Source organism: Nostoc sp. 'Lobaria pulmonaria (5183) cyanobiont', from assembly GCF_002949795.1.
Classification (GTDB): Bacteria; Cyanobacteriota; Cyanobacteriia; order Cyanobacteriales; family Nostocaceae; genus Nostoc.
In genome coordinates, this window is sequence record NZ_CP026692.1 from 2725787 (window position 1) to 2748994 (window position 23208).

Annotated in this window: 27 protein-coding genes and 1 riboswitch; of the genes, 14 read left to right on the forward strand and 13 right to left on the reverse strand. The window is 41.3% G+C overall.

Annotated features, from left to right (window positions below):
- Positions 1-78: 78 nt before the first annotated feature.
- The 3 genes from NLP_RS11875 to NLP_RS11885 all read right to left on the reverse strand — a co-directional run bounded on the left by NLP_RS11875 (position 79) and on the right by NLP_RS11885 (position 1648).
- On the reverse strand, positions 79-636 hold the full coding sequence (locus NLP_RS11875) for an HdeD family acid-resistance protein (protein WP_104906585.1): 558 nt from the start codon (positions 634-636) through the stop codon (positions 79-81).
- Between the two features lie 184 nt (positions 637-820).
- Positions 821-1372, reverse strand: coding sequence for an alpha/beta hydrolase (locus tag NLP_RS11880; protein ID WP_104906586.1), 552 nt, complete (start codon positions 1370-1372; stop codon positions 821-823).
- 60 nt (positions 1373-1432) lie between these two features.
- A complete protein-coding gene (locus NLP_RS11885) occupies positions 1433-1648 on the reverse strand; it encodes a bromodomain-containing protein (RefSeq protein WP_104906587.1) in 216 nt (71 codons plus the stop codon).
- Between the two features lie 337 nt (positions 1649-1985).
- Here NLP_RS11885 and NLP_RS11890 point away from each other — a divergent pair, with 337 nt between their 5' ends.
- Together NLP_RS11890 and NLP_RS11895 are read left to right on the forward strand one after the other, a co-directional pair.
- On the forward strand, positions 1986-2228 hold the full coding sequence (locus tag NLP_RS11890) for a DUF2281 domain-containing protein (RefSeq protein ID WP_234017284.1): 243 nt from the start codon (positions 1986-1988) through the stop codon (positions 2226-2228).
- Positions 2186-2554 carry a type II toxin-antitoxin system PemK/MazF family toxin gene (locus NLP_RS11895; protein ID WP_234017285.1) on the forward strand — a complete coding sequence of 123 codons (369 nt, stop codon included), beginning with the start codon at positions 2186-2188 and terminating at the stop codon, positions 2552-2554. The genes NLP_RS11890 and NLP_RS11895 overlap by 43 nt, the downstream gene beginning before the upstream one ends.
- Positions 2555-2571: 17 nt before the next feature.
- Here NLP_RS11895 and NLP_RS34850 read toward each other — a convergent pair whose 3' ends face one another.
- Both NLP_RS34850 and NLP_RS11905 read right to left on the reverse strand, forming a co-directional pair.
- Complete coding sequence (locus NLP_RS34850) at positions 2572-4899, reverse strand: caspase family protein (protein WP_234017286.1); 2328 nt, start codon at positions 4897-4899, stop codon at positions 2572-2574.
- Between the two features lie 10 nt (positions 4900-4909).
- Complete coding sequence (locus NLP_RS11905; RefSeq protein WP_094350598.1) at positions 4910-5287, reverse strand: hypothetical protein; 378 nt, start codon at positions 5285-5287, stop codon at positions 4910-4912.
- Positions 5288-6311: 1024 nt separating this feature from the next.
- Here NLP_RS11905 and NLP_RS33050 point away from each other — a divergent pair.
- The 3 genes from NLP_RS33050 (at position 6312) to NLP_RS11910 (ending at position 7465) form a co-directional block, all read left to right on the forward strand.
- On the forward strand, positions 6312-6527 hold the full coding sequence (locus tag NLP_RS33050; RefSeq protein WP_158680349.1) for a hypothetical protein: 216 nt from the start codon (positions 6312-6314) through the stop codon (positions 6525-6527).
- A 26-nt stretch (positions 6528-6553) separates the two neighbouring features.
- Positions 6554-6679 (forward strand): hypothetical protein, encoded by a 126-nt coding sequence (locus tag NLP_RS35515; protein ID WP_267894915.1) that lies wholly within the window; start codon positions 6554-6556, stop codon positions 6677-6679.
- Between the two features lie 174 nt (positions 6680-6853).
- A complete protein-coding gene (locus tag NLP_RS11910) occupies positions 6854-7465 on the forward strand; it encodes a DUF411 domain-containing protein (RefSeq protein WP_104906588.1) in 612 nt (203 codons plus the stop codon).
- A 40-nt stretch (positions 7466-7505) separates the two neighbouring features.
- Here NLP_RS11910 and NLP_RS11915 read toward each other — a convergent pair whose 3' ends face one another.
- Both NLP_RS11915 and NLP_RS11920 read right to left on the reverse strand, forming a co-directional pair.
- Complete coding sequence (locus tag NLP_RS11915; RefSeq protein ID WP_104906589.1) at positions 7506-8450, reverse strand: tetratricopeptide repeat protein; 945 nt, start codon at positions 8448-8450, stop codon at positions 7506-7508.
- A gap of 231 nt (positions 8451-8681) precedes the next feature.
- The gene (locus NLP_RS11920; protein ID WP_104906590.1) at positions 8682-9074 is read right to left on the reverse strand and encodes a hypothetical protein; all 393 of its coding nucleotides are present in this window, start codon (positions 9072-9074) and stop codon (positions 8682-8684) included.
- A gap of 516 nt (positions 9075-9590) precedes the next feature.
- On the opposite strand from NLP_RS11920, the gene NLP_RS11925 reads away from it, so the two are divergent.
- Entirely contained in the window at positions 9591-10007 is a 417-nt protein-coding gene (locus NLP_RS11925) for a KTSC domain-containing protein (RefSeq protein ID WP_104906591.1), read from the forward strand.
- Here NLP_RS11925 and NLP_RS33055 read toward each other — a convergent pair.
- Positions 10004-10183 carry a hypothetical protein gene (locus tag NLP_RS33055; protein ID WP_158680350.1) on the reverse strand — a complete coding sequence of 60 codons (180 nt, stop codon included), beginning with the start codon at positions 10181-10183 and terminating at the stop codon, positions 10004-10006. The two genes, NLP_RS11925 and NLP_RS33055, sit on opposite strands and share 4 nt — an antisense overlap.
- A 31-nt stretch (positions 10184-10214) precedes the next feature.
- Here NLP_RS33055 and NLP_RS11930 point away from each other — a divergent pair, with 31 nt between their 5' ends.
- Positions 10215-10700, forward strand: a complete 486-nt coding sequence (locus tag NLP_RS11930; protein ID WP_104906592.1) for a molybdenum cofactor biosynthesis protein MoaE — start codon at positions 10215-10217, stop codon at positions 10698-10700.
- A 208-nt stretch (positions 10701-10908) separates the two neighbouring features.
- Here NLP_RS11930 and NLP_RS11935 read toward each other — a convergent pair whose 3' ends face one another.
- Both NLP_RS11935 and NLP_RS11940 read right to left on the reverse strand, forming a co-directional pair.
- On the reverse strand, positions 10909-11295 hold the full coding sequence (locus NLP_RS11935; protein WP_104906593.1) for a VOC family protein: 387 nt from the start codon (positions 11293-11295) through the stop codon (positions 10909-10911).
- A 103-nt stretch (positions 11296-11398) separates the two neighbouring features.
- Positions 11399-11812: a GNAT family acetyltransferase gene (locus NLP_RS11940; RefSeq protein WP_104906594.1), complete on the reverse strand. Its 414-nt coding sequence runs from the start codon at positions 11810-11812 to the stop codon at positions 11399-11401.
- 150 nt (positions 11813-11962) lie between these two features.
- On the opposite strand from NLP_RS11940, the gene NLP_RS11945 reads away from it, so the two are divergent.
- The 5 genes from NLP_RS11945 to NLP_RS11965 all read left to right on the forward strand — a co-directional run bounded on the left by NLP_RS11945 (position 11963) and on the right by NLP_RS11965 (position 16898).
- Positions 11963-12337: a hypothetical protein gene (locus NLP_RS11945; protein ID WP_234017287.1), complete on the forward strand. Its 375-nt coding sequence runs from the start codon at positions 11963-11965 to the stop codon at positions 12335-12337.
- 35 nt (positions 12338-12372) lie between these two features.
- On the forward strand, positions 12373-13356 hold the full coding sequence (gene ssuD / locus NLP_RS11950; protein WP_442946649.1) for an alkanesulfonate monooxygenase: 984 nt from the start codon (positions 12373-12375) through the stop codon (positions 13354-13356).
- A 441-nt stretch (positions 13357-13797) separates the two neighbouring features.
- Positions 13798-13887: riboswitch (adenosylcobalamin-variant (AdoCbl-variant) riboswitch) on the forward strand.
- A gap of 61 nt (positions 13888-13948) precedes the next feature.
- Entirely contained in the window at positions 13949-15400 is a 1452-nt protein-coding gene (gene cobG, locus NLP_RS11955) for a precorrin-3B synthase (protein WP_104906595.1), read from the forward strand.
- A 158-nt stretch (positions 15401-15558) separates the two neighbouring features.
- On the forward strand, positions 15559-16185 hold the full coding sequence (locus tag NLP_RS11960; RefSeq protein ID WP_104906596.1) for a precorrin-8X methylmutase: 627 nt from the start codon (positions 15559-15561) through the stop codon (positions 16183-16185).
- A gap of 2 nt (positions 16186-16187) precedes the next feature.
- Positions 16188-16898, forward strand: coding sequence for a precorrin-2 C(20)-methyltransferase (locus NLP_RS11965; RefSeq protein WP_104909852.1), 711 nt, complete (start codon positions 16188-16190; stop codon positions 16896-16898).
- A gap of 84 nt (positions 16899-16982) precedes the next feature.
- On the opposite strand, the gene NLP_RS11970 is transcribed toward NLP_RS11965, so the two are convergent.
- Positions 16983-17669, reverse strand: a complete 687-nt coding sequence (locus tag NLP_RS11970) for a PHP domain-containing protein (RefSeq protein WP_104906597.1) — start codon at positions 17667-17669, stop codon at positions 16983-16985.
- Positions 17670-18996: 1327 nt separating this feature from the next.
- On the opposite strand from NLP_RS11970, the gene NLP_RS33060 reads away from it, so the two are divergent.
- Positions 18997-19134: a hypothetical protein gene (locus NLP_RS33060; protein ID WP_158680351.1), complete on the forward strand. Its 138-nt coding sequence runs from the start codon at positions 18997-18999 to the stop codon at positions 19132-19134.
- A 163-nt stretch (positions 19135-19297) separates the two neighbouring features.
- Here NLP_RS33060 and NLP_RS11975 read toward each other — a convergent pair whose 3' ends face one another.
- On the reverse strand, positions 19298-19564 hold the full coding sequence (locus tag NLP_RS11975; RefSeq protein WP_104906598.1) for a hypothetical protein: 267 nt from the start codon (positions 19562-19564) through the stop codon (positions 19298-19300).
- Positions 19565-21806: 2242 nt separating this feature from the next.
- Between NLP_RS11975 and NLP_RS11980 the strand changes: the two genes are divergently transcribed.
- Positions 21807-21998 carry a hypothetical protein gene (locus NLP_RS11980; RefSeq protein ID WP_104906599.1) on the forward strand — a complete coding sequence of 64 codons (192 nt, stop codon included), beginning with the start codon at positions 21807-21809 and terminating at the stop codon, positions 21996-21998.
- Between the two features lie 16 nt (positions 21999-22014).
- On the opposite strand, the gene NLP_RS11985 is transcribed toward NLP_RS11980, so the two are convergent.
- Complete coding sequence (locus NLP_RS11985; protein ID WP_104906600.1) at positions 22015-23151, reverse strand: AIR synthase related protein; 1137 nt, start codon at positions 23149-23151, stop codon at positions 22015-22017.
- Positions 23152-23208 lie beyond the last annotated feature (57 nt).

Sequence of the window (23208 nt, forward strand, 5' to 3'; positions counted from 1 at the left end):
TGTCTTCTAAACTTTTTTGGGTACTGGGGATTGGGAATTAGGCATTTAGAAAACCTTTCCCTATTCCCTATTCCCCACTTAAGGTAGTTCCGCAGTTAAAGTAGAACGCCCACTCAACGCCAGCATTACACGTGAAATGCCGGTGAAAATAATGCTGACACCAACTAATGTCCCAATCAGCCAGGGTGCATTGAAGGGCCACTGGAACCAAATCATTGCACCTAACACGAGGGTAATAATGCCATTAGCTAATGGCCACGTCCAGTTTTCTTGTGGACGCAACTTGAATGCCAGAATTAACTCGAATGTGCCTTCAGTCAACAAAAATGTGCCAAGTAACAGAGTCAATGTAAGAACACCCGTATAAGGGTAAACAAACAGCATAATGCCGGTTGCAATATAAAGTCCACTCAAGAGAAGTTTCCAAACAAAACCCCCTCTTTCGCGGGTTTGAGTGGCATAAACTAGTTTTGTAAATCCGGCGAAAATCAAAATCGCGGCAATCCAAGTTTCGGCAAATATGGTGGCGAAATTAGGCGCTGCGATCGCAATAACCCCTAAAATACTCAAGAGAACACCTGTTATCAGGGACCCATTCACATTCTTGTTAGTATCTCTAGAAACATCGCTTGTCATAAAAATCCTTTTCCTATTCTTAGACTAAACTCTACATTTAGGTTAGGGAATTTCTAAGTAACAGGGTATGAACCCTAAGATAGACTCATCAGTATTAACTTCATTGCGATCGTGACTAAAATCTACGACTATTGAGATACTAAATCAATCATCTGATAACAACTGCATTGTCTCTAAGTAACCCTTATAAGAGTTCTGCAAGATTGCTTAGACGTTCATAAACAGAGATGAGACGATCTCCTTCAAGTTCAACAGAAGTATTTGGATAATTCTGAATGGCTCCAAGTAGTGTAACTTCACCATTTTGTTTAATAGATGCACTTAAAGCACTTCGCAGTGCCTGCTGATCTAGTTGTCCTGCGGGAGGGTGAACTACCTCACCAATTTGGTTAACTAAAATTGGCCCTGCCCAACTAGCTAGTAAGCTATTTAAAAAGGCAGCATCAGCTTTTATTGGGGCTTTTAGTGCCTTACGAGCTACTGCGGGGTCTTGTTGCGCCGCCTGTAAATAAGCTCTTAATGTTGGGGTAGTTTTGCCAGTTTCTGTAAACTGACTTAATTCTTCAACAGATATTTGCCCCTGAAAAGTACCATACTTTAAAACGACTTGCTCGGCAGCATTAGCATTAGTAGTTGATAATAGAACAATAGCGCCTACACCTACAGCTACTGCCTGAGTGAGTAACTTAGTAAATTTTTTATTGTTTAATCGACTAAAAAGTTGATAAATCTGCATTTTGTTAAACTTGATAATGGTATGTAGTAGACATAGGCAAAAAATGCCTATGTTTTAGTATTAAACCTTGCCATTAGGCGAAGCTGCATGAGGTAGTATAGATTGATCTTCATCTAAAGTTGCTGCTGGTACGCCCAAATGCTTCCTTGTAGTTTCTTCAGCAAGCTTTCGGTCTTGTTCGTTTTCGAACTGACTCTCATCTAACAAATGAGGATTTTTTGCCGCTTCATCTCGGCTAGGTCGATAGCCATTTTTCCACCTGTACTTCCAGTCCATAATTTGAAAGGCAGATATACTGCAATTTGATTTACTAGTTCTTCATAGTACGCGGTTAATGGAACATGACACTCCTGCTATGGGTTGAAGAGGCTCATTCAGAGGGTATAAATTTAATATTATATTAAAGTAGGAATACTCTATCACCCTAATTTTAAGGCAATCAGGAGTTGCGAGCGCAAATTTAATAACTATTGCTATCATTTGCGATCGCTGTTGCAATGGTTTGATAAATTTTCCCTATCGAAGCTTTGCTGCTTCTGCCTTGTGCAGGATAAGTCTATTAGCTTTAAGAGGCAGAATTTCTTTGATTTTATATTTTTATTCAAAAAACGATATGATAAATATTATTTTAGATATTGTCAAAGCACAAAATAAAATAATTATGCTTAAAGAACAGATTACACAAGAGCTAGAAAAATTACCTGAACCTCTGTTACAAGAAATTTTAGATTTTGTTCAGTTCTTACAAGCCAAGTACCAAAAAGAAAAAACCTTAGAAATTACCATTATGAGTGAATCATCACTGCAAAAAGATTGGTTAAGATCAGAGGAAAATACAGCATTGCAGGATTTGTAAAAGGACATGTTGTTATTGTTCCATTTCCATTTTCAGACTTAACTGATATAAAACGCAGACCAGCTTTAGTTATTGCTATTCTTCAGGGAGATGATCTGATTCTTTGCCAAATTACTAGCCAAGCTGTTGGCGATATCTATGCCATTCAACTAGATAATATTGATTTTAGCTACGGTCGATTAAATCAGCCAAGTAATATTAGACCAAATCGAATTTTTACTGCCGATAAACAAATTGTTTTATATCAAGCAGGTCAAATAAAACTTGAAAAATTAACAGAGGTTATTAATAAAATTATTGAAATTATACAGTACTCAAACCCGTAGTTGTATCCAGTATTTGATTAAGTTGGACTGGTGTCAGATGGTTCGGTAACTGGCGGTGGCGGTTGCGTCACAGTTCTACATGGATTTGGTACGTCTGATTGTAAAACAACGCCAAAACGGTTGACTTGGGAGGAGTTTAGCAATACTGTTGCTGGCAAAGGTTTTGAATTTGGTGGAACTGAGGGAGTTACAGCTGGGTTATTAGGATTAGCTGGAGTTTGTGTAGTTTTATTGGCACAGACTCGCATAGACATCAAAAAACTCCCAGAAGCAGGATTTGGATTTGATTTTTTCTCAATAACTTCTAAAAAAGTCCCACGAGGAAGTGATTGGTTGTTTCCCAAGGAGATGTCATTATTGGTTTTAATTACCCAACCAAGAGAAAGATTAGCCAGCGATCGCGGTGTAGGTGTCGCTTCAATGGCAGGGTTGGCAGGGTTTTGAGTTTGTAATGGATTAGAAAAAATTGGAGAGGCCACTAATGGCGATCGTAGTTGCTTGACGAACAATCCTAAAAAACCTGCTGCTAGCACAAATATTAATGGAACTATCCAATATAAGGGTAATTTAGAAGTTTTGACTGGCTTAGTTTCTGGAATTACCTGAGTTACTCGCCTTGATAAAAACTGAGTCGGGAATTCATCTGCTTTTACCTCTTCCAAAAACGTATCGGCATCTATATTAATTGAATATGATTGGGCTACTGGTGGTTCATAAGTATTTGATTGCCGAATTTGAGGTTTATTTGTCTCTCTTTGTCGAACAACTTTTTGTTCAATTCGTGCTACTTCTTCATCCCTAATTTCCAAAACGTGCTGATATCGCCTTAACTCTTCACGAATCTCTTCTGTGAACGGGAACTGATGCTCAATTGCTTGAGTTATTACTTGTTCATACTGCTGCAATTTTTGTTGATATGCCTCTCTTTCTGTTGTAATTCGGGCTGTAATTGGGTGAATATCTTCAGCTTTTAGACCTAAAAGTTGCTGCTGTTGCCACAGTTGGTTATGGTTTGTTTGGCTCAAAGGATATTCCTGCTGCACTGCTCTGATAAATGCCTGCTCAAACTGCTGTAACTTTTGTCGATATGCCTCCATATCTGCTGTCAAGCTGTTTTCAATTGCAGTTAAATCCTCATCCTTAAGTTGCCATTCCTGCTGCATCTGTTGCAATTGATGGCGAGTAGGTTGACTTAGGGGATACTCTTGTCGCATTGCTTTAGCTAACGACTGTCTGTAGTGTTGAAGGTGTCGCTTATATGCTTCAATTCTTGCTTTAACCTGCGCCTCAATTGGCATTGTATCCTCATTCCTCAGCCCCAAAATTTGCTGAAGATTCTGTCTTAGTGCATTAAGATCATCTTCACTTAGGGCTACTGTCTGCTGAAGTGCTTCAGTAAAGTCCCGCTCGTATTGCTGTAACTTTTGTCTAAATTCCTGACGAGCAACTGCTAACATCTCATCTTCAATTGCAGTTGCTTCTATTTCGGATAATCCCAAGCGGCTTCTGAGCGCATCCAAAATCTTGCGACCCACAAAAGAAACATCGCCACGGTTACTGTATCGTGCCACTTCTTTGCGATACTTCTGTTTAGGATCGCCTTGCGGAACTTTTGTAAGTCGAATCTTAAAGCCTTCTCTACTTGTGTAGATTTCTGGCTTCATCGTCGGCTGTATTTCTCTAACTTTTCTGCTGGCATACTCATGCAACTCGTCAATTGAGACAACGCCATCTTCATCTAGGTCTGCCGCCCCAGTTGTGATTCCTTCAATCAAATAACGGGTATAAATTGAGAGGTCTGATCCCTGTTGTTCAAAAGAATATTGAGTTGAACTGGATGAAGTCAGAACAGCTCGCCCCTCTCCTCCTAATTGCTCACGGATATTTACACTCCCGTCATCTTTGGCTGATAAACCCTCAGCAAAAGCACCACTAAAGCAACTGTCGAGAATCACCACTTGCCGTTTAGAACGGCTGCGGCTCATGCTTTCATGTACAACACTGGCTGCTACTGCCGATGAGCGAATTAAATCTCCTCTGGGAGTTTTGCGTGTGGTGCGGGTTGCTAAGAACAGTCTGCCAGTGTCATCCTTAATGCCATGACCAGAGAAAAAGAGAACTAACAGATCATCTTTTTGACGATGGACAAATAGATTTTCGATAGCTTCTTCCATATCTTGGCGCTGGGGATTTTTTAGCACCATAATATCTGTTTCAGTAAAGCCGCCCATTTCTGGGTGTAATAGCACTTGCTGCATCGCTTCAACATCTTTTACCGCAGCAGGTAGCGGGTTTAACCCAGGCTCATATTCACTCACCCCAATCAGCAACGCCACCTTAACCATTTGAAATATTCTATCCTGCTACAAATTTCTGTGCTGCCTCAATTGCTGCTTCTAACTCTTGCCGACTGCTGGCTTTCACTTTCAATTTTTTGCCATTGGCTTCAATTTCTAGTTCAATAGTTTTGTTCCCAAGGCGATCGCCTAAAAATCCCATCAGTGCTTTAATATTCTTGGCATTCACCTGGGCTGTTAGCCAACCCACAGCCAGTCCTGTAAGTGACTTACTTCCTGCTGGCGCTTCTGCTTCACGGAAAAGACTAGCATCTTCCACTTCATCCAGTTGCAGCATCTGTTGCAATAGTCTCTGCGTTTCGTCTTGCAGTTCATCGTCATCTAAATCAGGCTCTTGCAAGGCGATGGTAATCTGGACGTTGGATGTACTCGCCATTCTTACACCTCTAATTGTGGTTAGTTAATGCTTAAATTATCACAAGTATCTTATACAATCCAATTAGTGATAATTCCGGTTTGGATTGTTGTAAATACAAAATTTGCCAATATGCATAGCGTGCTATGAATAAGAAGAGTACTTCAAAGTAAAAATAGAGACTCTTGCTTACCACATTTACTTTGTTAATTTAGCAATACCAGAGCGATCGCTATTGCTGTGTCATATTATAAAATTTTACAGTTGCAGAATATCTGAGCGTCGGCTTTGTACCCTTCTCTACGGAACGCCAAAGGCGAACAGGAGACAAGCTATGTGCAGCCGTGATTTTTAATCGTCAAGTATATTTGCTGATTACTTTATCAAAAAGCCTAATTACTTTATCAAAATACTTAAATGCTTTCTCAAAATGTCATTTGACTTATTCATTTTGGTGTTTTCCGAAAGTAATAATGACATTTGACTTTCTTAAAATGCTTGAATACTTTCTCAGTAAATTAAGTCGGCGAAAATAAATAAAACTACAAAATTTAAGCTAAAACCTCTTTAAAAACTCGTTTCTAGACTCTGGCTAGAAATGTTCCTGATTGCGCTACTGCCGTCAGTCAGGGAGGCGGCAACCCCAAAATAAGCATTCCCAGTCCAAGATCGGCAGAGTGAGTTAGCAAATATCGTAGGTAAGTTGTTCCACATTTAAATTGCATAATTAAGGCGGGCAAGATGCAAACCCCACAAGAGTTATATAAATCTTAAATATGCAAACTAGATGTGGTTTAGCTTAATCTATGGTATTTTCTGAGTTTTTCGCGTCATCAGGTTTGATAATCAATTTTCGTTCCAAATAATCAACGACCCTGTAGTATGTCTGCCAAATTATGACTTTATCACCCTAAAGTTATAGAGACAGTTTGAATTTAGTGCAAAATTTCTAAAATTTATGTCTAAAGAAATAAGCACAAATTTAACCTGACTATGCCTAAAAGTTGTGTATGCACAGAACAGTCACTCTCAACCAATATTTCTTTTGAACTCTTCAAAAGTTCCAAGCAATTTGATGCCGATGAAGGCAGAATTCAGCATGGCTTTCCACCCCAAAGCCAAGTGCAAACGTGAGATTGGGGACTGGGGAGATGAGGGAGCAGAGGAGCAGAGGAGCAGGGGAGCAGGGGAGGCTTGGGGACACGGGGACAAGGTGACAAAAGTGGCTATACAGACTATTCACAAAACAGCAAACTTGTAGGGAAGGAGATGGGGAAATAAATCTAAATGGCAGACATTCCTGAATCAAAATATGAATCATGGGACGATCGCCTCAAAAAAAGCGTAGGCGTAGCCCGTCGTAGACATCGCTCCATTTGTTTTCACGAAAAAAGTACATTTTTAGAGATATGAGTGAAAATGAATGTAGAGACGTAGCAGTGCTACGTCTCTACAAAGATTCTGGATAACGCATATTTAATTTTATTCATATCTCTTTGTATGTAAAATCGTAGTATTTTAAACGCTGAGGGACGCAACGTAAGCGTAGAGTGTTTTGAAAGCAGTGTTGTATTGAGGAAGTATCAGATGTTGCACAAACAATTAATTTATTGCTGGCAAAAATGGTTACTTCCCATCTGGATGCCTGCTACTGTGCAAATAGTGGTTCTAACATTAGGGGTGTTGAGCATTTTGGGAAGTACTGCTCCTGTGAGTCATGCTCAAGCTATTTTTCCCACTTCTATTGCAGGTAAAGCTCAACTGTTAAGTACCACTAGGCACATCGAGGAGCAACAAACACCATCAAAATCAACAGTGCTAAATGCCACTGTGTATCGCAGTCCCGATTGTAACTGTTGTGGCGGGTGGATTGCTCACTTAAAGGCACAGGGTTTTAAAATCACAGATTTTTCTACGCCTGACATCGAAACAGTTAAACAAAAGTACAACGTGCCGGATAACTTGTCATCTTGCCACACAGCAATTGTTAATGGATATGTCATCGAAGGACACGTCCCAGCAGACGACATCAAACGTCTGCTTCAAGAAAAGCCAAATGTTGTTGGTTTATCTGTTCCTCAAATGCCTGTAGGCACACCTGGGATGGAGATGGGGAATCGAAAAGACGCGTTTTCTGTGCTTTCCTTCGATCGCAATAACTCAGTTGCAGTATTCAATAAGTATGGTGGTGAATCCTGAGTGAATTAAAAGGGTCTTTTAACTCGCAACTCAGCACTCTTCATTTATAAACATTTTTGATCGACTGCGACAAATGACTTAACCATTTCCTAAACCAGAAGGCAGATGCGAAAGTTGCAACATTTTGAGAAAGAAACTCAATGGCATGGTTACAATCTTGCAGGCTGGCATCAAGTCCCATTGCATGATAAATTTCACGAGCATTGCAAAAGGCATTCATCGCTTCTGATTCTCGATTGATTTTTTCTAACACTAAACCCAAATTAAACCAGGCGTTTGCTTCCTGATTTCGGTCATCAAGATTCCTTCTGATCTCTAATGAACGCTGATAAAACTCAAACGCCCTTTGATACTTTCCTAAAGCCTTATAAGCACCGCCCAATCCACTTAAGGCCATACTTTGACCATTGCGATCGCTGATGAATTTTGCCAGCCCTAACCATTGTTGGTAAAATTCAATTGCTAGTTGGTAAGATCCCAATGATTCATAAGTATTGCCCAAACTTCCCAGGCAAAGACCTTCCCCAGTCCAATCGCCTGTTTTCTTGGTTAGACTCAACCATTGTTGGTAAAACTCTATCGCTTGCTCGTACTTACCCAGGTATTCATAAGTATTGCCCAAACTTCCCAAGCTTATGCCTTCCCCAGTGCGATCGCCTATTTTCCTGGTAATACTCAACCACTGGTGATAAAATTCAATCGCTCGCTGGTATTTGCCTAGTGATTGGTAAGCGTTACCCAATCCAGATAAAGATTTGGCTTCTTCTAAGCGATCGCCTATTTCTCTAGCTATATCTAACCACTGTTGATAAAACTCAATTGCTAGGTGGTACTCGCCGAGTGACTGATAAGCATTGCCCAAACTTCCCAAAGAAATGACTTCCCGATTGCGATCGCCTGTTTCTCTGGCTTTTTCTAAACACCGCTCTTCAAACTCAATGGACTCAATATTATTTAGTCCCCCGGATCTTATTACTTCTGTCATTCTCTATAGAAATTTTTGATTGATAAGCTGTCGATTATACAATTTTCTGTGGCTTGAGCACAGGATAAATGCAACTTATGTCAAAATCGAGAAATTCTTTTTCAATATCAAACTTTATTATATACGCAGCATCCCGATGTATAAAAGGCTTTTATTTCTCTTTGCTAACAATCACACGAATATATCGTGCTGAAAAACTTAGCTTTCTCAAAAGATATAAAACAAACCAAATTAATCAGCAGCAGCATAATCTGGCAATACGTTGAGTTGTAAATTCACAGCACTTAGATAATTTTGATCGTTTAAAACTTGTGATGGTAACTTATCTGCATTCACAGCAGCTTTAACCAAATCTTTCGCAAGAATATTTCTATTTTGAGTTTTAAGTATTAGCGCTTCTCCGCTAGGAATACCATGTTGTTGCAGACCTCCTTGATAAGCAAAAGCAACTAGATTTGAAGGCTGGAGGTAATTCGCAGAAGTCGAGTTAGTAGATAAATTATTAGAGTTAACAGCTATTGTTTCACTGTTGTTGATAGTAGCTGTTTGAGCGCCACCAATTCCAGGTACAAGAGTAATAGAAGCAAAAATCAGTGCAGTATTTATTAAGGTAGCAAGTTTCATAAGTTATATTTAGGTAAAATGCGATCAGTGTTCCTTAGTAATAGAATCCTCTTTATTATTAATCTCAGCTTCCTTCAATCAGGTCATCTGATCGGTTGATCTATGACTCACCCAAAAGGGTGAGCTAATTGAGTGACACAAAGAGCAATAAAGACTTGTTAAGCCTAGATATAGAAAAGATTAGTTGAAATTTTCAAGTACTGAACTGAGGCGAGTTGAACATTTATGCAATTTTTCAATTCGCCTTTTGAGTTCCCCTAAAAAAGCAGAGATTGCTGCAACAGATGACTCAAACACGCCCATTTACCCAAGCTGAATCGTAAGTATTTCCCAGGATGTTAGAGAAAAACACTTCGTACTGCTTTGCTAAAGCGTCTCTACGCACCTAAAATTCTCGCTTGGGAGAAAAAACTTGACGGCAAAGCGCTTTTGTAGTATATTTGTACTATAAAAGCGCTTAAATGTTGCATAAAACTTTACCACTCCCGACTACGCCAATAGGAGAGTACAAAATAAATGAAGCTATCTAAGGTAGACTTGAGCAGTTTAGTAGCGATCGCTCACTCTGATGGATATTTGCAGTTGTTGCTCGACCGAGGTAACGAACTAGAGTTTTTGGAAATTCCGGCCCCGATACAAGCTTATGAAGGATTGCAAGAACTGAACGAGGCGATCGCCGAAACGACTGCATTACCCTTTGAAGAAGAACCAATTGTCATGCTACCAGTTGTCTCATCAATGGCTATGGCTGTAGGCTACGATCACAACGAACAGATTTTGCAAGTTGAGTTTCAAAGTGGAGCGGTTTATCAGTACTTAGGCGTAGACGAGGATACTTGGGAAGATTTACATTCCTCTGACTCAATTGGCAGCTTTTTCAATCAAGAGATTAAAGGTAGATATGACTGCGATCGTCTAGATAATGCAGATTAATGATTAATAACTGCATACAGGGTTTTCAATAATTCTTGCGTTGTATAAGGTTTAGGTAAAAAGGCTGTATACTCAGCAGTCTTATCGATCGGTACTTGTTCACTTGTTGCCAGTCGATTTACAGCAATAATCGGCAACACTAAACATAATACTAGTAACGCTTTCTTCAGAGACAATAGAAAAAGCCTATATAATATCAACGCAGTTATGACAACCACACTTACCTCTGCTGTTAAACCAAGAGCCGAAGATAGTTTTGCCATTACCTTTGCGCCGTTATCTCTGGAAGAAATCTATGCTAAATCTGACGATCCAGCCAATGGTGCTGTGGTTGTGATGAGTGGTATGGTTCGCAATCAAACCGATGGTAAACCTGTGATTGCTCTAGAGTATCAAGCTTATGAACCGATGGCATTGCGGATATTTTATCAAATTGCTGCTGATATTCGCTTATCTATGTCTGATGTGAATCGAGTTGCGATTTATCATCGCGTTGGACGTTTGCAAGTTGGGGAAATCAGCGTTTTAGTAGCTGTGGGTTCTCCTCATCGGAGTGAGGCGTTTGAAGCTTGCCAATATGCTATTGATACACTCAAACATGAAGCACCCATTTGGAAGAAAGAACATTGGGAAGATGGTTCTAGCACTTGGGTGAGTGTTGGTGCGTGTGAAACATCAGGAGAAAATTGTTGATTTGAAGAAGAATTCAGAAATCAGAATTCAGGAGTCAGATTGACAAAATCTTGACAAGCACAGGTAAACTGCTATGCCCTTTTTTGAAGTGTATTGAACTCATCGACACCACTCGCCAAAACATTGAAAACCGCAAAACTTCGTTGACTGGTGTCGATTGTTTCCACAGTAAGGGTTTCAGGCTACAAAATTGATTGCTTATTGATAATTAATTGATATTTGTTGACAAAACGAACTCTGCAATCTCTATACGATTCCCGCCGGGATCTCGGAGGAAAAACCGCACGCATCCTGGAAGTGGTCGTTGATCGGGAATAATTTCTATCCCATGCTCTTTTAGGTGTTCTTCAAAGGCGTTCAAGTTATCAACTTGGAAACAAAAATGCCGTCTAGATGCTTGGTTATTGGCGTTTTTCTCTCTACTAACGTGCAGTTCAATGTCTCCCAACTTGTACCACGCTCCTGAATCATTTTTGATGATATCAGGTCTGGCAATTTCAGTCAGTCCCAAAACTTCGCTGTAGAAAGATAGCATTGCTTCCTCCACTTCAAAAGGATAGGTTACTTGAATATGATGAACTGCATTAAGCTTCATAAATTTTTCTCCTAATTTGGGTTAAATTTGGTACTGCTATAATCACTTTTTGCCCTAATACTGGCGTATTTGTAAAGTTTTTCTGTTCCGACTCACCAAACATCTATACGACAAGCTTTCCCATACTGATGCGTTCTTCTACGAGATAGCCAAGTTTTTTATAAAACTCAACTGCTTCTGCGTTGGAGACACGAACTTGGAGATTGATTTTGAGGCATCCCATCGCTATCAATTCCTTCTCTGCGTGCTGCACTAGCTTGCTACCAATACCCTGCGGTTGATACTGAGGACTGACCGCAACTGTGTATAGCCAACCGCGATGCCCGTCATATCCTGCCATGATAGTGCCTACAATTACAAAGTTAATCTCAGTAACGAAAAACAACTCAGGCTGTACAGCAAGCTTCTGACTGATTACCAATTTTGGGCTGCTGTGCGACGGGTTATTAGGAAACACCTCATCCCACAAAGCGCTGACTAATTCAGCATCAGATTCTTGATATGGTCTTATATTCATCTACATCTCTAAATCAAAAGACTTGCCTTTGCACATTGTTTGTGAAATACTACTCTTTAAACTACGGCAAATAGATATGTTTTAAGTAATATTGTACAAAAATTACCATAAAACATCGCGTCATGAAAGCAATTACAGGCTAATCCTAAGATGACAAACACAGAAATTCGTACAGATCGAGTTAAAGTCCCTAACGGAGATTATATGGCTGCGCGAAAATTTGCCACAGAAAATCCGAAATTAGTGCGATTAGTTCTTGAGGAGATAGATAACACAGGTCAATGGAGTGAGAAAAACCGATCAGAAGTTGTAAAACTGACTATTCCTCACCTGAAAATTGATGAAGATATTTTAACAACAATGGTTGAAAGGCGAACTTACGGGTTAAGACCAATTACGCCAGAAATCATGGAAAATCAACATAAGATTGCAGATTTGTTTGCCAAAGAAAAAGTTATTTTTAAACCTATTAATATCAAGGAAGCGATGCTGACTAGCGAACAATATGCAGCTATCACACCATAAACCATTAGCCAGAAATAGCGCCAGGAGATAGGAAAATGGAAGTTTTTTGGTATTTGCCGACACAGGGAGATGAGCGTTATTTAGGTACTACAATCGGCAGGCGACCAGCCACTTATCCCTATATGCAGCAAATAGCTCAGGCTGTTGATAAATTGGGCTATGGTGGGATGTTGATTGGTACTGGACAAAAACAAGATACTTGGATTGTAGCTACTTCGTTAATTTCAGTTACAGAACGCTTGCGGTTTCTTGTAGCCTTTCGTCCAGCAATTATGTCGCCTTCTTTGGCAGTCAGGATGGCTGCGACTTTTGACCAGATTTCTAACGGTCGAATTATTCTGAATGTTGTCACTGGTGGCGACACAAAAGAACTTGCTAAAGATGGGATTTTCTTAGATCACGATCAGCGTTATGATCTCACGGATGAGTTTTTGACAATTTGGCGATCGCTCATGCAAGGTGAAGAAGTAAGCTATAGTGGTCGCCACTTGCAAGTTCAAGGCGCAAAACTCCAATTTTCTCCCGTACAAAAGCCTTACCCCACCTTATATTTTGGTGGTTCTTCAGATGCCGCTCTCCAAGTTGCTGCCAAACACATTGATGTGTATTTAACTTGGGGTGAACCACCAAATCGAGTTGCTCAAAAGATTACAAAGGTACGCCGATTAGCAGCAGAACAAGGTAGAACAGTCCGCTTTGGGATTCGGATGCACGTCATAGTCCGCGAAACTACGCAAAAAGCTTGGGATGCAGCTAATGAACTGATTCAGTATGTGGATGATGAAACCATAGCAGCTGCACATCAGCGATTTACTCAGTCTGAATCAGAAGGGCAACGCCGCATGGCCCAACTGCACAATGGCGAGGTTGCCTCCGGCACGCTACGCGAACGCCAAAACTTAGAAATTAGCCCCAACTTATGGGCAGGTGTTGGCTTAGTGCGTGGGGGCGCTGGGACTGCCTTAGTCGGAGATCCAGAGACAGTTGCAGCGCGAATGTTAGAATATACCGATTTATGAATTGATACCTTCGTTTTCTCAGGGTATCCCCATCTCGAAGAAGCCTATCGAGTCGCAGAATTATTATTTCCCAGGTTGCCGTTACAAACTCCGGCGATTGCATTACCGCAGCAGGTTGCAAGTACATTCAGTGAATTTGTTACCAACACAGATTTACTCAAACCACAGCCTGTGTAAGCAATTCAAAATTCCAAAAAGCATGAGTCCGAAAAAACCTCAACTTAGACCGGCTAACTTTTTCTAAAGCAAGTTTTGCAGCAAAAAGGCTCAAGCATTCCTGCCTGAGCCATGACTAAATTCAATTTATAGACTAGCTTCAAGAGCTATATCTTCCGATCGGTAGTGGATAAGTTCAGTTAAAATTTCTGGCTATACTAATGTAAGATAATTATCTGGATGATGTCTAGGTTGAAATCTATAACCTAAACAAAGTCTAAATTACTAAAGCTAAAAGTTGGGAAACTCCGGTGAAATTCCGGGACTGTGCCGCAGCTGTGATGGGATCGCCCAAGTCAGAATGCCAACTCTCAGGATGTCCTGAAGACACACTCACCGTCTACTCCCTGCGTTGCACGGGGAAGGAGTTTTAAGTTTGGTTTCTGGATTTGCCACTTGTCCTGGCTTGTTTTATGCTACTCCCGCCGCAGATGGTATATTATCTCGCGTTAGAATACCAGGTGGAATTATTAGTAGTCAGCAATGCCGTGCGATCGCAGATATAGCAGAACAGCATGGTGGCGGCTATATAGATGTGACTAATCGAGCCAACCTGCAAGTTCGTGAAATCCGCACGGGGATAAATGCTGAGGTTCTGAAGTACCTCCAAAAGATGGGATTGGGTTCTGACAATACTCTTGTAGACCAAATCCGCAATATTATGACCAGTCCAACTGCTGGTATCGATCCCCAGGAATTAATCGACACTCGCCCTTTTGTCCAAGGTTGGGATGATTATATTACAGCACATCCGGCGCTTTCGGGACTCTCGGCAAAATTTAGCGTTTGCTTTGATGGTGGTGGGATAATTCAGGTGGGCGATCGCTTGAATGATATCACCTTTGCAGCTGTCTTAATTAACGATAATGTTTACTTTTGCCTCTATCTCAGTGTCGGCGAGAAGGGTCAACCGCCCAGCGATACGGGAATTTTGTTACCACCAGAGGACTGTTTGCCTGTCTTAGCAGCTTTGGCGGATGTCTATCTAGCTTATAGTCATACTCCGAGTAAACGGCGGCTACGTTTGAGAGAGTTATTGAATACTTTGGGTTGTGAAAATTATCTCCAAGAAGTTGAGCAGCGTCTACCTTTCCCCCTTTTATGCAGTGAAATAAGAAAAGACCTACTCCCCCAGCAAGGCAAGAGGGAAAAATATCACCATATTGGCATTCATCCCCAACGTCAGCAAGGCTTATTTTACATTGGTGTTGTCTTGCCCCTTGGTCGATTGGAGAGTAGACAGATGCGGGGTTTAGCAGATTTAGCAACGAAATACGGTAGTGCAATCAGGCTAACCCCTTGGCAAAATTTGCTCCTTACAGATATTCCTCAGCAATGGGTTGCTGATGTCCAAAGTGAAATTGCTTTCTTAGGATTAGATTCCTCTGCAACCAACATCAAAACTGGATTAGTTGCCTGTTCTGGAAAAAAGGGTTGCGCCGCTTCTGCTACGGATACCAAAAGTCATGCGTTGACATTAGCAGAGTATCTTGAAACTCGCATTACTCTCGATTACCCAGTTAATATCCACTTTAGCGGCTGCGAAAAATCTTGTGCCCAACATAGCAAGAGTGATATTACTCTGCTTGGTGTCAGCTTCAATGCTGACAATGAAACTGTGGAAGGATATCACATTTATGTTGGTGACAGCAAGCATAAATTCGGACGCGAACTATATCAATATGTAACTTTTGCCGAACTACCTGCATTAATAGAGCGGATGCTATATGTATATAAAATTCAACGCTTAAATTCTGATGAGTCCTTTGGGGAATTTGCTAATCGATATCCACCAGCACAATTACAGCAGTTATTTAATAAATACTGAGAAAATGGAACCACAGATAAATACAGATAATTGATTCCTCCCTTTCTCTGATGTGTTCTCTGCGCCTCTGCGGTTAATTAAATTAGATATTCTTCTATTGAAAAAGAAGTATTTATACTAACAAACAAATTAATCCAAAATCTAAAATCCCAAATTTAATGCCCGACTATATCCGAGATGCCAACGAAATTTACCGTAATTCCTTTGCAATCATCCGGTCAGAAGCGAACTTAGATGTGTTGCCACCGGATGTAGCAAAAGTTGCTGTGCGTCTAATTCATGCCTGTGGGATGACGGATATTGTCACTGACTTGGGATATTCACCAACAGCAGTACAATCCGCAAGGGCAGCATTAGCCGCAGGAGCGCCAATTCTGTGCGATTGCCGGATGGTTGCCGATGGCGTTACCAAACGGCGGTTGTCTGCAAACAATCAAGTTATCTGTACCCTCAACGAGCCAGAAGTGCCAGAACTTGCCCAGAGTATGGGTACTACAAGGTCGGCAGCAGCTTTAGAATTATGGCGATCGCACCTAAAAGGCTCAGTAATCGCAATTGGCAATGCGCCCACCGCCCTGTTCAGACTGCTAGAAATGCTCGATGCAGGAGCGCCCAAACCTGCGATTATCTTAGGCTTTCCAGTGGGGTTTGTTGGTGCAGCAGAATCAAAAGCTGCATTGGCAGCAGACAGCATAAATGTACCATTTTTAACCTTACACGGTCGGCGCGGTGGGAGTGCGATCGCGGCAGCAGCAGTTAACGCCCTGGCAACGGAGGAAGAATGAATATGCAACCCAAAGGTAAAGGTCGTCTCTATGGAATTGGTGTCGGCCCAGGCGATCCCGAACTATTGACCCTCAAAGCGCTGCGGTTATTACGTGCGGCTCCTGTAGTAGCCTATCAATCAGCCACAGATAAAGAAAGTATTGCTAGAGCGATCGTCGCGCAGTATCTTCCTGGCAATCAAATCGAGGTGCTATTTCACCTCCCCCGCGCTTTAGAACCAGAAAAAGCAAAGTCTATTTATGACCAGGAAATTCAACCAATCGCCGACCATTTAGCAGCCGGTCGAGATGTTGTGGTGCTATGCGAGGGCGATCCATTTTTCTATGGCTCATTTATGTACCTGTTCACGCGGTTATGCGACCAGTACGAAACAGAAGTTGTCCCTGGAGTTTCTTCGCTGATGGCTTGTCCGGTAGCCTTGGGTGTACCTTTCACCTACTACACTGATATTCTCACCGTCTTACCAGCGCCATTACCAGCAGAAGAACTGACTACACATCTGCTGATGACCGATGCAGCGGCAATAATGAAACTAGGTCGTCACTTTACCAAAGTACGAGATATCTTGCATAAATTAGGGTTAGCATCACGGGCAAGATATATTGAGCGGGCATCAACATCACAGCAACGCATCGTACCCCTGGATGAAGTTAATCCAGATGAAGTACCCTATTTCTCAATGATTGTGATTCCTACCAAGAATCGACTATAGTTCTTTGTTAAAAAATCGAAAATCCTAAATAGAATAACCTCCTGGCAGATTAAACCAGGAGAGTTTAAAAAAATGGATTCATCTTTACAAGCGTTGTAGTAGGCTCAAACCGTGGCTGTCAGTACCACAGGTATTGAAAAGAAAGTATTCATCAGCTAACTTTTGCACTTGTTCTGATTCCGAGGTGCTGGGTTTCCAGGGGTTAGGGTTATTGTAAGCGTAGAAAGTTTCCACACCATCGATCCCCTTTTGCGCCGCAGCTGGAATTAAATCGAAAAGCGATCGCTTGTAACGAGCTGGATGAGCCAGAACTGCCAATCCCCCAGCTTCATGAATAGCGGCAATCACGTTACTTGCCTGATATTCTTGGCCTGTACTCGCCCTTCTTTGCAGATAGGGTTTCATACTAGGGTGTTCTGTTGCAAAAGCATAAGCCAAAATGTGAACTTCTATATTTAAAAGGTTGGCATTGATTTCTACGCCACTCCACAGGTGAGGAATGGTTGCATCAGGATTATTCCACTTCCAATCTTCTAACCAAGCAAGGGCCGCTTGATAGCCGATAATACCATGATGATCGGTGATGGCTAACCCTTTTAGCCCAATAGCGATCGCCTGCTCGATCAATGCACTTGGCTGCAACCTTCCATCCGAGTGGACAGTGTGCATGTGAAAGTTGAATAACCTTGGACAACTATGTGCATCAATGTTACTAAATACTTGCTTCAAAAGTTCTGCCGAAGCTGTAGTACGGGCCAAATTTACAACCATAACCCCCTCTGAAGAAAAACATATTTTCTTAACACACCAAAACGCCACATTTTTAGATGAGAAAGAACTAACACTAAAAATTAGTATCGGCTGCTACTTTCTCAGCTTTATCAGCAAATTTTTCAATATGTTAAGACTACGTTAGCAAATCTTAATCTCAGTAGTCATGAGTATTTTCGAGTACTTTATATTTAAGTAGTAATAAATATTGCATCCAAAATCCCATAACTACACCTGTAGCATCTGTGGTAAATGACTTAGATACATAGGTTTAGTAGAGTAATTATCTATAATCAGCCGGAAATGCAACTATATACTGCGTATACAAAACATTATTTATCTCAGTAATTACAACTTTTGTCTAATCAATAATGAATTCAGCGTAGGCGTAGCCCGCCGCAGGCATCGCCAAAGTCAGAAAATTCTGTGATTGAAAACAGATAAGGGACTGACAAATAAAAAAATATCCAACTATTTATTGTGGGGTGGGCGACACGAGCGCCCAGTAGCCAAAGGCGCTCATGTTGCCCACCCCACAAGATTGGATAATTTATTTCTTAGAAGTCCCTAATTATCTACAATAGCTCACAATAAAACTAGCGATCGGTTGCAAATCACTCTGAGTTTTCACCGAATCTAGAAAGTCTCTCTCCTCAAAGGAGAGAGGCTTTGAAACCCCCATTCCCTCGTAGGGAAGGGGGGCTGGGGGGTTAGGTTTCCGAGGCTTTGATGTTACGAAAAATACTTTTCAAACACCCTCTTAAGTCCCCTGCTTCTATTACAGCAGATTGCGAGTTGGTGAGGTACAAAAATACCCCACCCTAACCCTCCCCGTATGTATTGGCTACGGTGTACACACAAGTCGGAAATAGCTGATTAACCAGGCTTTTAACCCACCCTAACCCTCCCCGATGCATTGGGGAGGGAACTAGATTTTCCGGTTTCCCCCCTTGCCAAGGGGGGATTAAGGGGGGTAATTCTACTTGTGTGTACACCGTAGGTATGTATTGGGGAGGGAACTAGATTTCTTTTTCCCCCAATAAACGGGGGGATTAACGAACTTTGGGGGTTTAAGTCCCCAGCAAGACAGGCAGCCCGTTTTGGGTCGGTGTCTGTCTTGCAAAGTTGCTCCTCTTGGGGAGACCCCAAGACCGCACTTTGCGCTAAATCCCCGTCGCAAAACGTAATTGCGAATGGGCGAAAAAGCGAATTGTTTTAAGGGGGGTAATTCACCATAGCCCCAAGCAAGCGAAGGGTGTACTTCATTTACTTGCAAAGTGCTGTAAGCAGCGCGAATTGAAGCCTCAGCTAAATCAAGAGAAGTTTTGTGGACCCAAACCGTCCCCACAACAGCACTCAACTCTTAGAGACGCTCTCGCGTTCGTCACAAAACTTAATTACAAATTACGAATTACGAATTATTTTAATGGGTGCGCCTAATTTAGTCTTGGGTGGTTCTCATTAGAACCTAGTTAAAAAGAGGCTTTGATACTTTTCAAAGATGTGTTTTAGCTAAAAGCCGAAGGCTCAAATGAGCAAAGAGCCTTCGGCGATTTATGAATCTACTAGCCTTTCGAGCCTAACTCTATTTGCAGGAGTTAATACTCTTTGTAAGTAGAGTTTAACGACTAATTGGTACCAGCTAACACGAAACCACCAGAATTAGAAGAACGCGGAGTGGTAGACGCGCCAAGAATCGATTGAGTCACGGTGTTTGAACCAATTGCTTGAGCATCGCCTTCAGAAGTAGCTAGGTTGCCCTTTACGGTTAAGTTAGACTCAACAGTTTTTTTAACTGTTAATGTTTCGTTGAAATTAGAAGAACTACTGCGATTGAACCCACCAATAACTTCTTCAGAAGTATTTTCCAAGTAGTTTAGATCAGAAATAATCATTTGAGTTTTTCCTGGGAATTGTAATCTTTTTGGGTCTTTTTGTCGTAATCAACTTGTTTTGTTGCCTACATAATTACTATAGTTTGTTTTCCCGAAAAGTCAATCTTTTTTTGAGTAATTTTTGATTTAAAAACTAATATGCTTTTATTGATTTTTCAATATATATGCAATATTTAATAGCCATCAAGTATTGCATAACAAAATCAGGTAAGATTGAATATTAATCTTACCCACAAAGACTTTTAGCGATTTAAATTAGTTTTTAAATCGTATTAAAATAGCACGATTTAAATGCGGTTATAAAATGCTAAAAAGAAAACATTATTAAATTTGTAAGTAGAAAATACCAGCGTTGATGGTATTTTTTAAATCTATAAATACCTCCCCTGATTTGTCGTAATCGGTTTAAGAGCTTGTAGTGGTGCAGCAGCAAATACAGCCGCTGCAATATTAGGACGACAATCTTTGCGGTACTGGAGTCCAAGATATCCTGACCACATCTCTCAAAGCCTTATAAAACCTAGATTTATGTGTTTCGGACTGTGCCCAAATTATTAGCCACCAAAAAGTATCGAAACCTCTTCTGGGTAAAGATTACGAAATATGCGATCGCAAAGCTTATGATAAATGTGAGGATCGCAATGTTTTTACTAATAGTCCCACCAAACAGAAAAGTATCTTGGTAACAACGCTGATTTGAGAATGGAGCGATTGCAATCTGCTGTAAAAGGAATTCTTTTTAGATCAAAGCTTTCGTGAGTTGATCCCTGTGTAAATTCTCCCGAATCCCAATCACCAGCCCCCGGTATTTTATCCAGATGTTAATTGTGAGCAAAATTTCCTGACTGAAAATTAGTTTCCATGCTCTTGAATAAAACCTGACGCTTTTCGACAGCCTTGTGGTCAACAGCTTTGTCGTTAGTAACATTGTGTGACATAATTGTATCTACCTTGCATTAAGTCGTAAATTATGGGCAAACGGAAGCCATAGCAGTTGTGTGATCAATACCTGACAGTAAAAAGATCACAACTGCACTATATGATTAACCATAAAAGGTTAATCAGAGGTTTACACGAGGTGCATTTAAGGTCTCGGTAGTGTCCTGGAATTTCGCTGATTCTGGGATACTATCTTGAGCATAGCTATTTAATTGCTTAAAAAGCACTAACTTGATAAGCGTCTAACACGAAAAAATCAGGTGATTCAAGAATCTGATCTGATTATTCTCATGTCTATGACTTTTCTGCAAAAGGCTATGCAAAGGCACTTAAATTTGTTGAAAGGGTAATTTTTATTTTTCCCACTTCTCCAAATTTCACGCTCATAAGTCTTAACAAAACCTTTACCTGATCCAATGAAACAGGCATACTACCTGAGGGAGTAGCTTCAGTCTCAAGCCTTTAACCTCCAGGATTAAAAAGCTGGCTTCGAGCCATCTAAAGTAAAGAGACAAGAAAAACTAGAAAGTACATCTTTTTAAGATATTATTACTAGTCAACTAAACTCTCACTGAAAAAATACAATAACTGCTTGGTTTTCTTGCAAGATACCAAAGTTAATCTTTTTCTAGCCGTGTCTAGCATCTTTAAGGTAACGTTCAAACAATTATGTAAGTTTTATTATACCTCCGAGAGCGTAATGATTGCGAGTGGTTAAACAGAAGACATCTCCAGAAATTAAATATGCGTTACCCAGAACCCTTGTAGAGACGTAGCAGTGCTACGTCTCTACATTCTTTTTCAAAGATGTCTAGACTTTTGCCAGAAGCATATACAAACGCGATTTGATTCCTGAATTGACTGGGGTACACAGGGAACAGGGAACAGGGAACACGAAAGAAGAGAATAGATGTGTACTGAAGTGTTTTCACGCAATCAATGGGCATTCAATATCAATGTAATAAGCTTACACTGATCAACTGAAAATTTGAAGAATTTATAGTTTTTTCATGTAAATATTTCTGAAATCTGATGATAATAAATAATTTTTACCCCGACCATACAGCTATTAACTGTATATTAGATGGCTGAGTCCCAATCAGAGTTAGCATTTTGAGTGCTGGCTGGTTGAGACTGACACTAAGAAAACCTCAAAAGCTCGTGTCGCCTCGTTCCCAGCCTGGAGGCTGGGAATGTATATAGGCTGTGCCTCTGGTCAAGCCACTGGAGGCGGAGCCTTCTAGAATGGGTTAAGAGCCTAGAGGCTCTTAACCCATGAGGACAAGCATTGTATCTTAACTTAGTGTCATTCGGAAATGATCCTTTGTTTGGTGGTGCTGATACTTTAACTGGCGACCAAGGCGCAGATTTATTTGCCTTCCAGTTTGGAGAATCAACAGTATTAGCAAGCGATCGCATTACAGACTTGGAATTTTCCCCTTTAGAGTGTCGGGAAAGGGGTTATGTTTTTCGTGGTCTTTTCCAGATGAGGTGAAAAGTCAGGTGAATCATTATACCCCTCGCGCAATTCCAAAAGAATCTCCCTTCAAGGTGACTCCCAAGGGTTCTACCACTACCTGGCGGGTAAGGGACGCTTCAACTCTTCCTGCAATCACAGCCGAAAGTTGATGTTCTCTTGCAAGCAGGACAATTCTCTCTGCATCCTGCTCTGACTCTGTATAGAATGCGAATCCTGCACCGTAATTGAACACTGAAAGCATCGTCTCAGCCCCACCCTCAAGATGACTTTCAACAAATGTAAATATCTCTGGTACTGGGAGCATCGTTTCAATGACATACCGAAGCGGCTTCACCGACCTCATCAGCTTTTGCCAGCCATGACCAGTGATATTCTCCATCGCCGTGGGACGAATTCCCTCACTAAGCACGCCCTGTACAAGGGGCGTATAAAGATACGACGCAGCATTCATTGCTTCCCATAACTCCTGCCCACTTGGGAGTTTTGTTCTATAACCATCAGGGAGCGACTCAGCAAGCTTTCGCAATGGGGTAAAGCCGTTCTCATGAGGCCCCGAACTTTCGACGAGAACAATGGTATTGCCGGCATCCAAACGCGAGCTATCAATAGGAGCAACACCAGCCGGCATAACCCCAAAAACCGAGCCGGCAATGTCGAGCCGCCCTGGAATCATCTTAGTTTTTAGTTGAGGAGTTTCTCCTGAAAGATAAACACACCCCACGCGTTTGCACCCCTCAACGACTCCATCCAGAAACCCATCAAGGAAAGCGGGGGTAAAAATTGTTTCAGGAGTACTCGACGGCAGATAAAGACCGAGAAGTATAGTCTGCATACCTGAAGTTGCAGCATCGTTCGTCAGACACGAGACGATCTTGATACCAATATTCCACCAGAATCGTCGAAGTTCTTCTTCGGAAAGGTCGTCAGGGCGGGTATCGTCTGCGGTGCCCAGTCCTTCGGGGACAAGTGTCATAGAGAGTTCTCTAGCCCCCGTCTCCAGAAACGGAGCGAGGTTGAAACTGAAAGCGTTAGCGCTTGCTCCCAGACCTGACGCGGGCACGATGCCATAAGCGCTTGCAAAGCCAAGTGTGCGTTTTGCCGCATCGATGAAGCGTCGTTTTGCAGCATCGAGAGTATCGTAATCGACTTGATCGAGAGCTTGAGCCATCAGGTTGCGTTTTAAGTTAGGAGTTAGGAGTTAAAAGTTAGGAAAACTTATAACTCA

Excerpts from the sequence above, each read along its gene's own strand:
- NLP_RS11890 (WP_234017284.1), top strand. The coding sequence starts at position 1,986 with ATGATAAATATTATTTTAGATATTGTCAAAGCACAAAATAAAATAATT.
- NLP_RS11935 (WP_104906593.1), bottom strand. The coding sequence starts at position 11,295 with ATGAAGCTTAATGCAGTTCATCATATTCAAGTAACCTATCCTTTTGAA.
- NLP_RS11940 (WP_104906594.1), bottom strand. The coding sequence starts at position 11,812 with ATGAATATAAGACCATATCAAGAATCTGATGCTGAATTAGTCAGCGCT.
- NLP_RS11970 (WP_104906597.1), bottom strand. The coding sequence starts at position 17,669 with ATGGTTGTAAATTTGGCCCGTACTACAGCTTCGGCAGAACTTTTGAAG.
- NLP_RS11975 (WP_104906598.1), bottom strand. The coding sequence starts at position 19,564 with ATGATTATTTCTGATCTAAACTACTTGGAAAATACTTCTGAAGAAGTT.
- ssuD (WP_442946649.1), top strand. The coding sequence starts at position 12,373 with ATGGAAGTTTTTTGGTATTTGCCGACACAGGGAGATGAGCGTTATTTA.
- NLP_RS11965 (WP_104909852.1), top strand. The coding sequence starts at position 16,188 with ATGCAACCCAAAGGTAAAGGTCGTCTCTATGGAATTGGTGTCGGCCCA.
- NLP_RS11885 (WP_104906587.1), bottom strand. The coding sequence starts at position 1,648 with ATGGACTGGAAGTACAGGTGGAAAAATGGCTATCGACCTAGCCGAGAT.
- NLP_RS11960 (WP_104906596.1), top strand. The coding sequence starts at position 15,559 with ATGCCCGACTATATCCGAGATGCCAACGAAATTTACCGTAATTCCTTT.
- NLP_RS11910 (WP_104906588.1), top strand. The coding sequence starts at position 6,854 with ATGTTGCACAAACAATTAATTTATTGCTGGCAAAAATGGTTACTTCCC.
- NLP_RS11905 (WP_094350598.1), bottom strand. The coding sequence starts at position 5,287 with ATGGCGAGTACATCCAACGTCCAGATTACCATCGCCTTGCAAGAGCCT.
- NLP_RS35515 (WP_267894915.1), top strand. The coding sequence starts at position 6,554 with ATGGCAGACATTCCTGAATCAAAATATGAATCATGGGACGATCGCCTC.
- NLP_RS11920 (WP_104906590.1), bottom strand. The coding sequence starts at position 9,074 with ATGAAACTTGCTACCTTAATAAATACTGCACTGATTTTTGCTTCTATT.
- NLP_RS11925 (WP_104906591.1), top strand. The coding sequence starts at position 9,591 with ATGAAGCTATCTAAGGTAGACTTGAGCAGTTTAGTAGCGATCGCTCAC.
- NLP_RS11945 (WP_234017287.1), top strand. The coding sequence starts at position 11,963 with ATGACAAACACAGAAATTCGTACAGATCGAGTTAAAGTCCCTAACGGA.
- NLP_RS11985 (WP_104906600.1), bottom strand. The coding sequence starts at position 23,151 with ATGGCTCAAGCTCTCGATCAAGTCGATTACGATACTCTCGATGCTGCA.
- NLP_RS11915 (WP_104906589.1), bottom strand. The coding sequence starts at position 8,450 with ATGACAGAAGTAATAAGATCCGGGGGACTAAATAATATTGAGTCCATT.
- NLP_RS11880 (WP_104906586.1), bottom strand. The coding sequence starts at position 1,372 with ATGCAGATTTATCAACTTTTTAGTCGATTAAACAATAAAAAATTTACT.
- NLP_RS11875 (WP_104906585.1), bottom strand. The coding sequence starts at position 636 with ATGACAAGCGATGTTTCTAGAGATACTAACAAGAATGTGAATGGGTCC.
- NLP_RS11930 (WP_104906592.1), top strand. The coding sequence starts at position 10,215 with ATGACAACCACACTTACCTCTGCTGTTAAACCAAGAGCCGAAGATAGT.
- NLP_RS34850 (WP_234017286.1), bottom strand. The coding sequence starts at position 4,899 with ATGGTTAAGGTGGCGTTGCTGATTGGGGTGAGTGAATATGAGCCTGGG.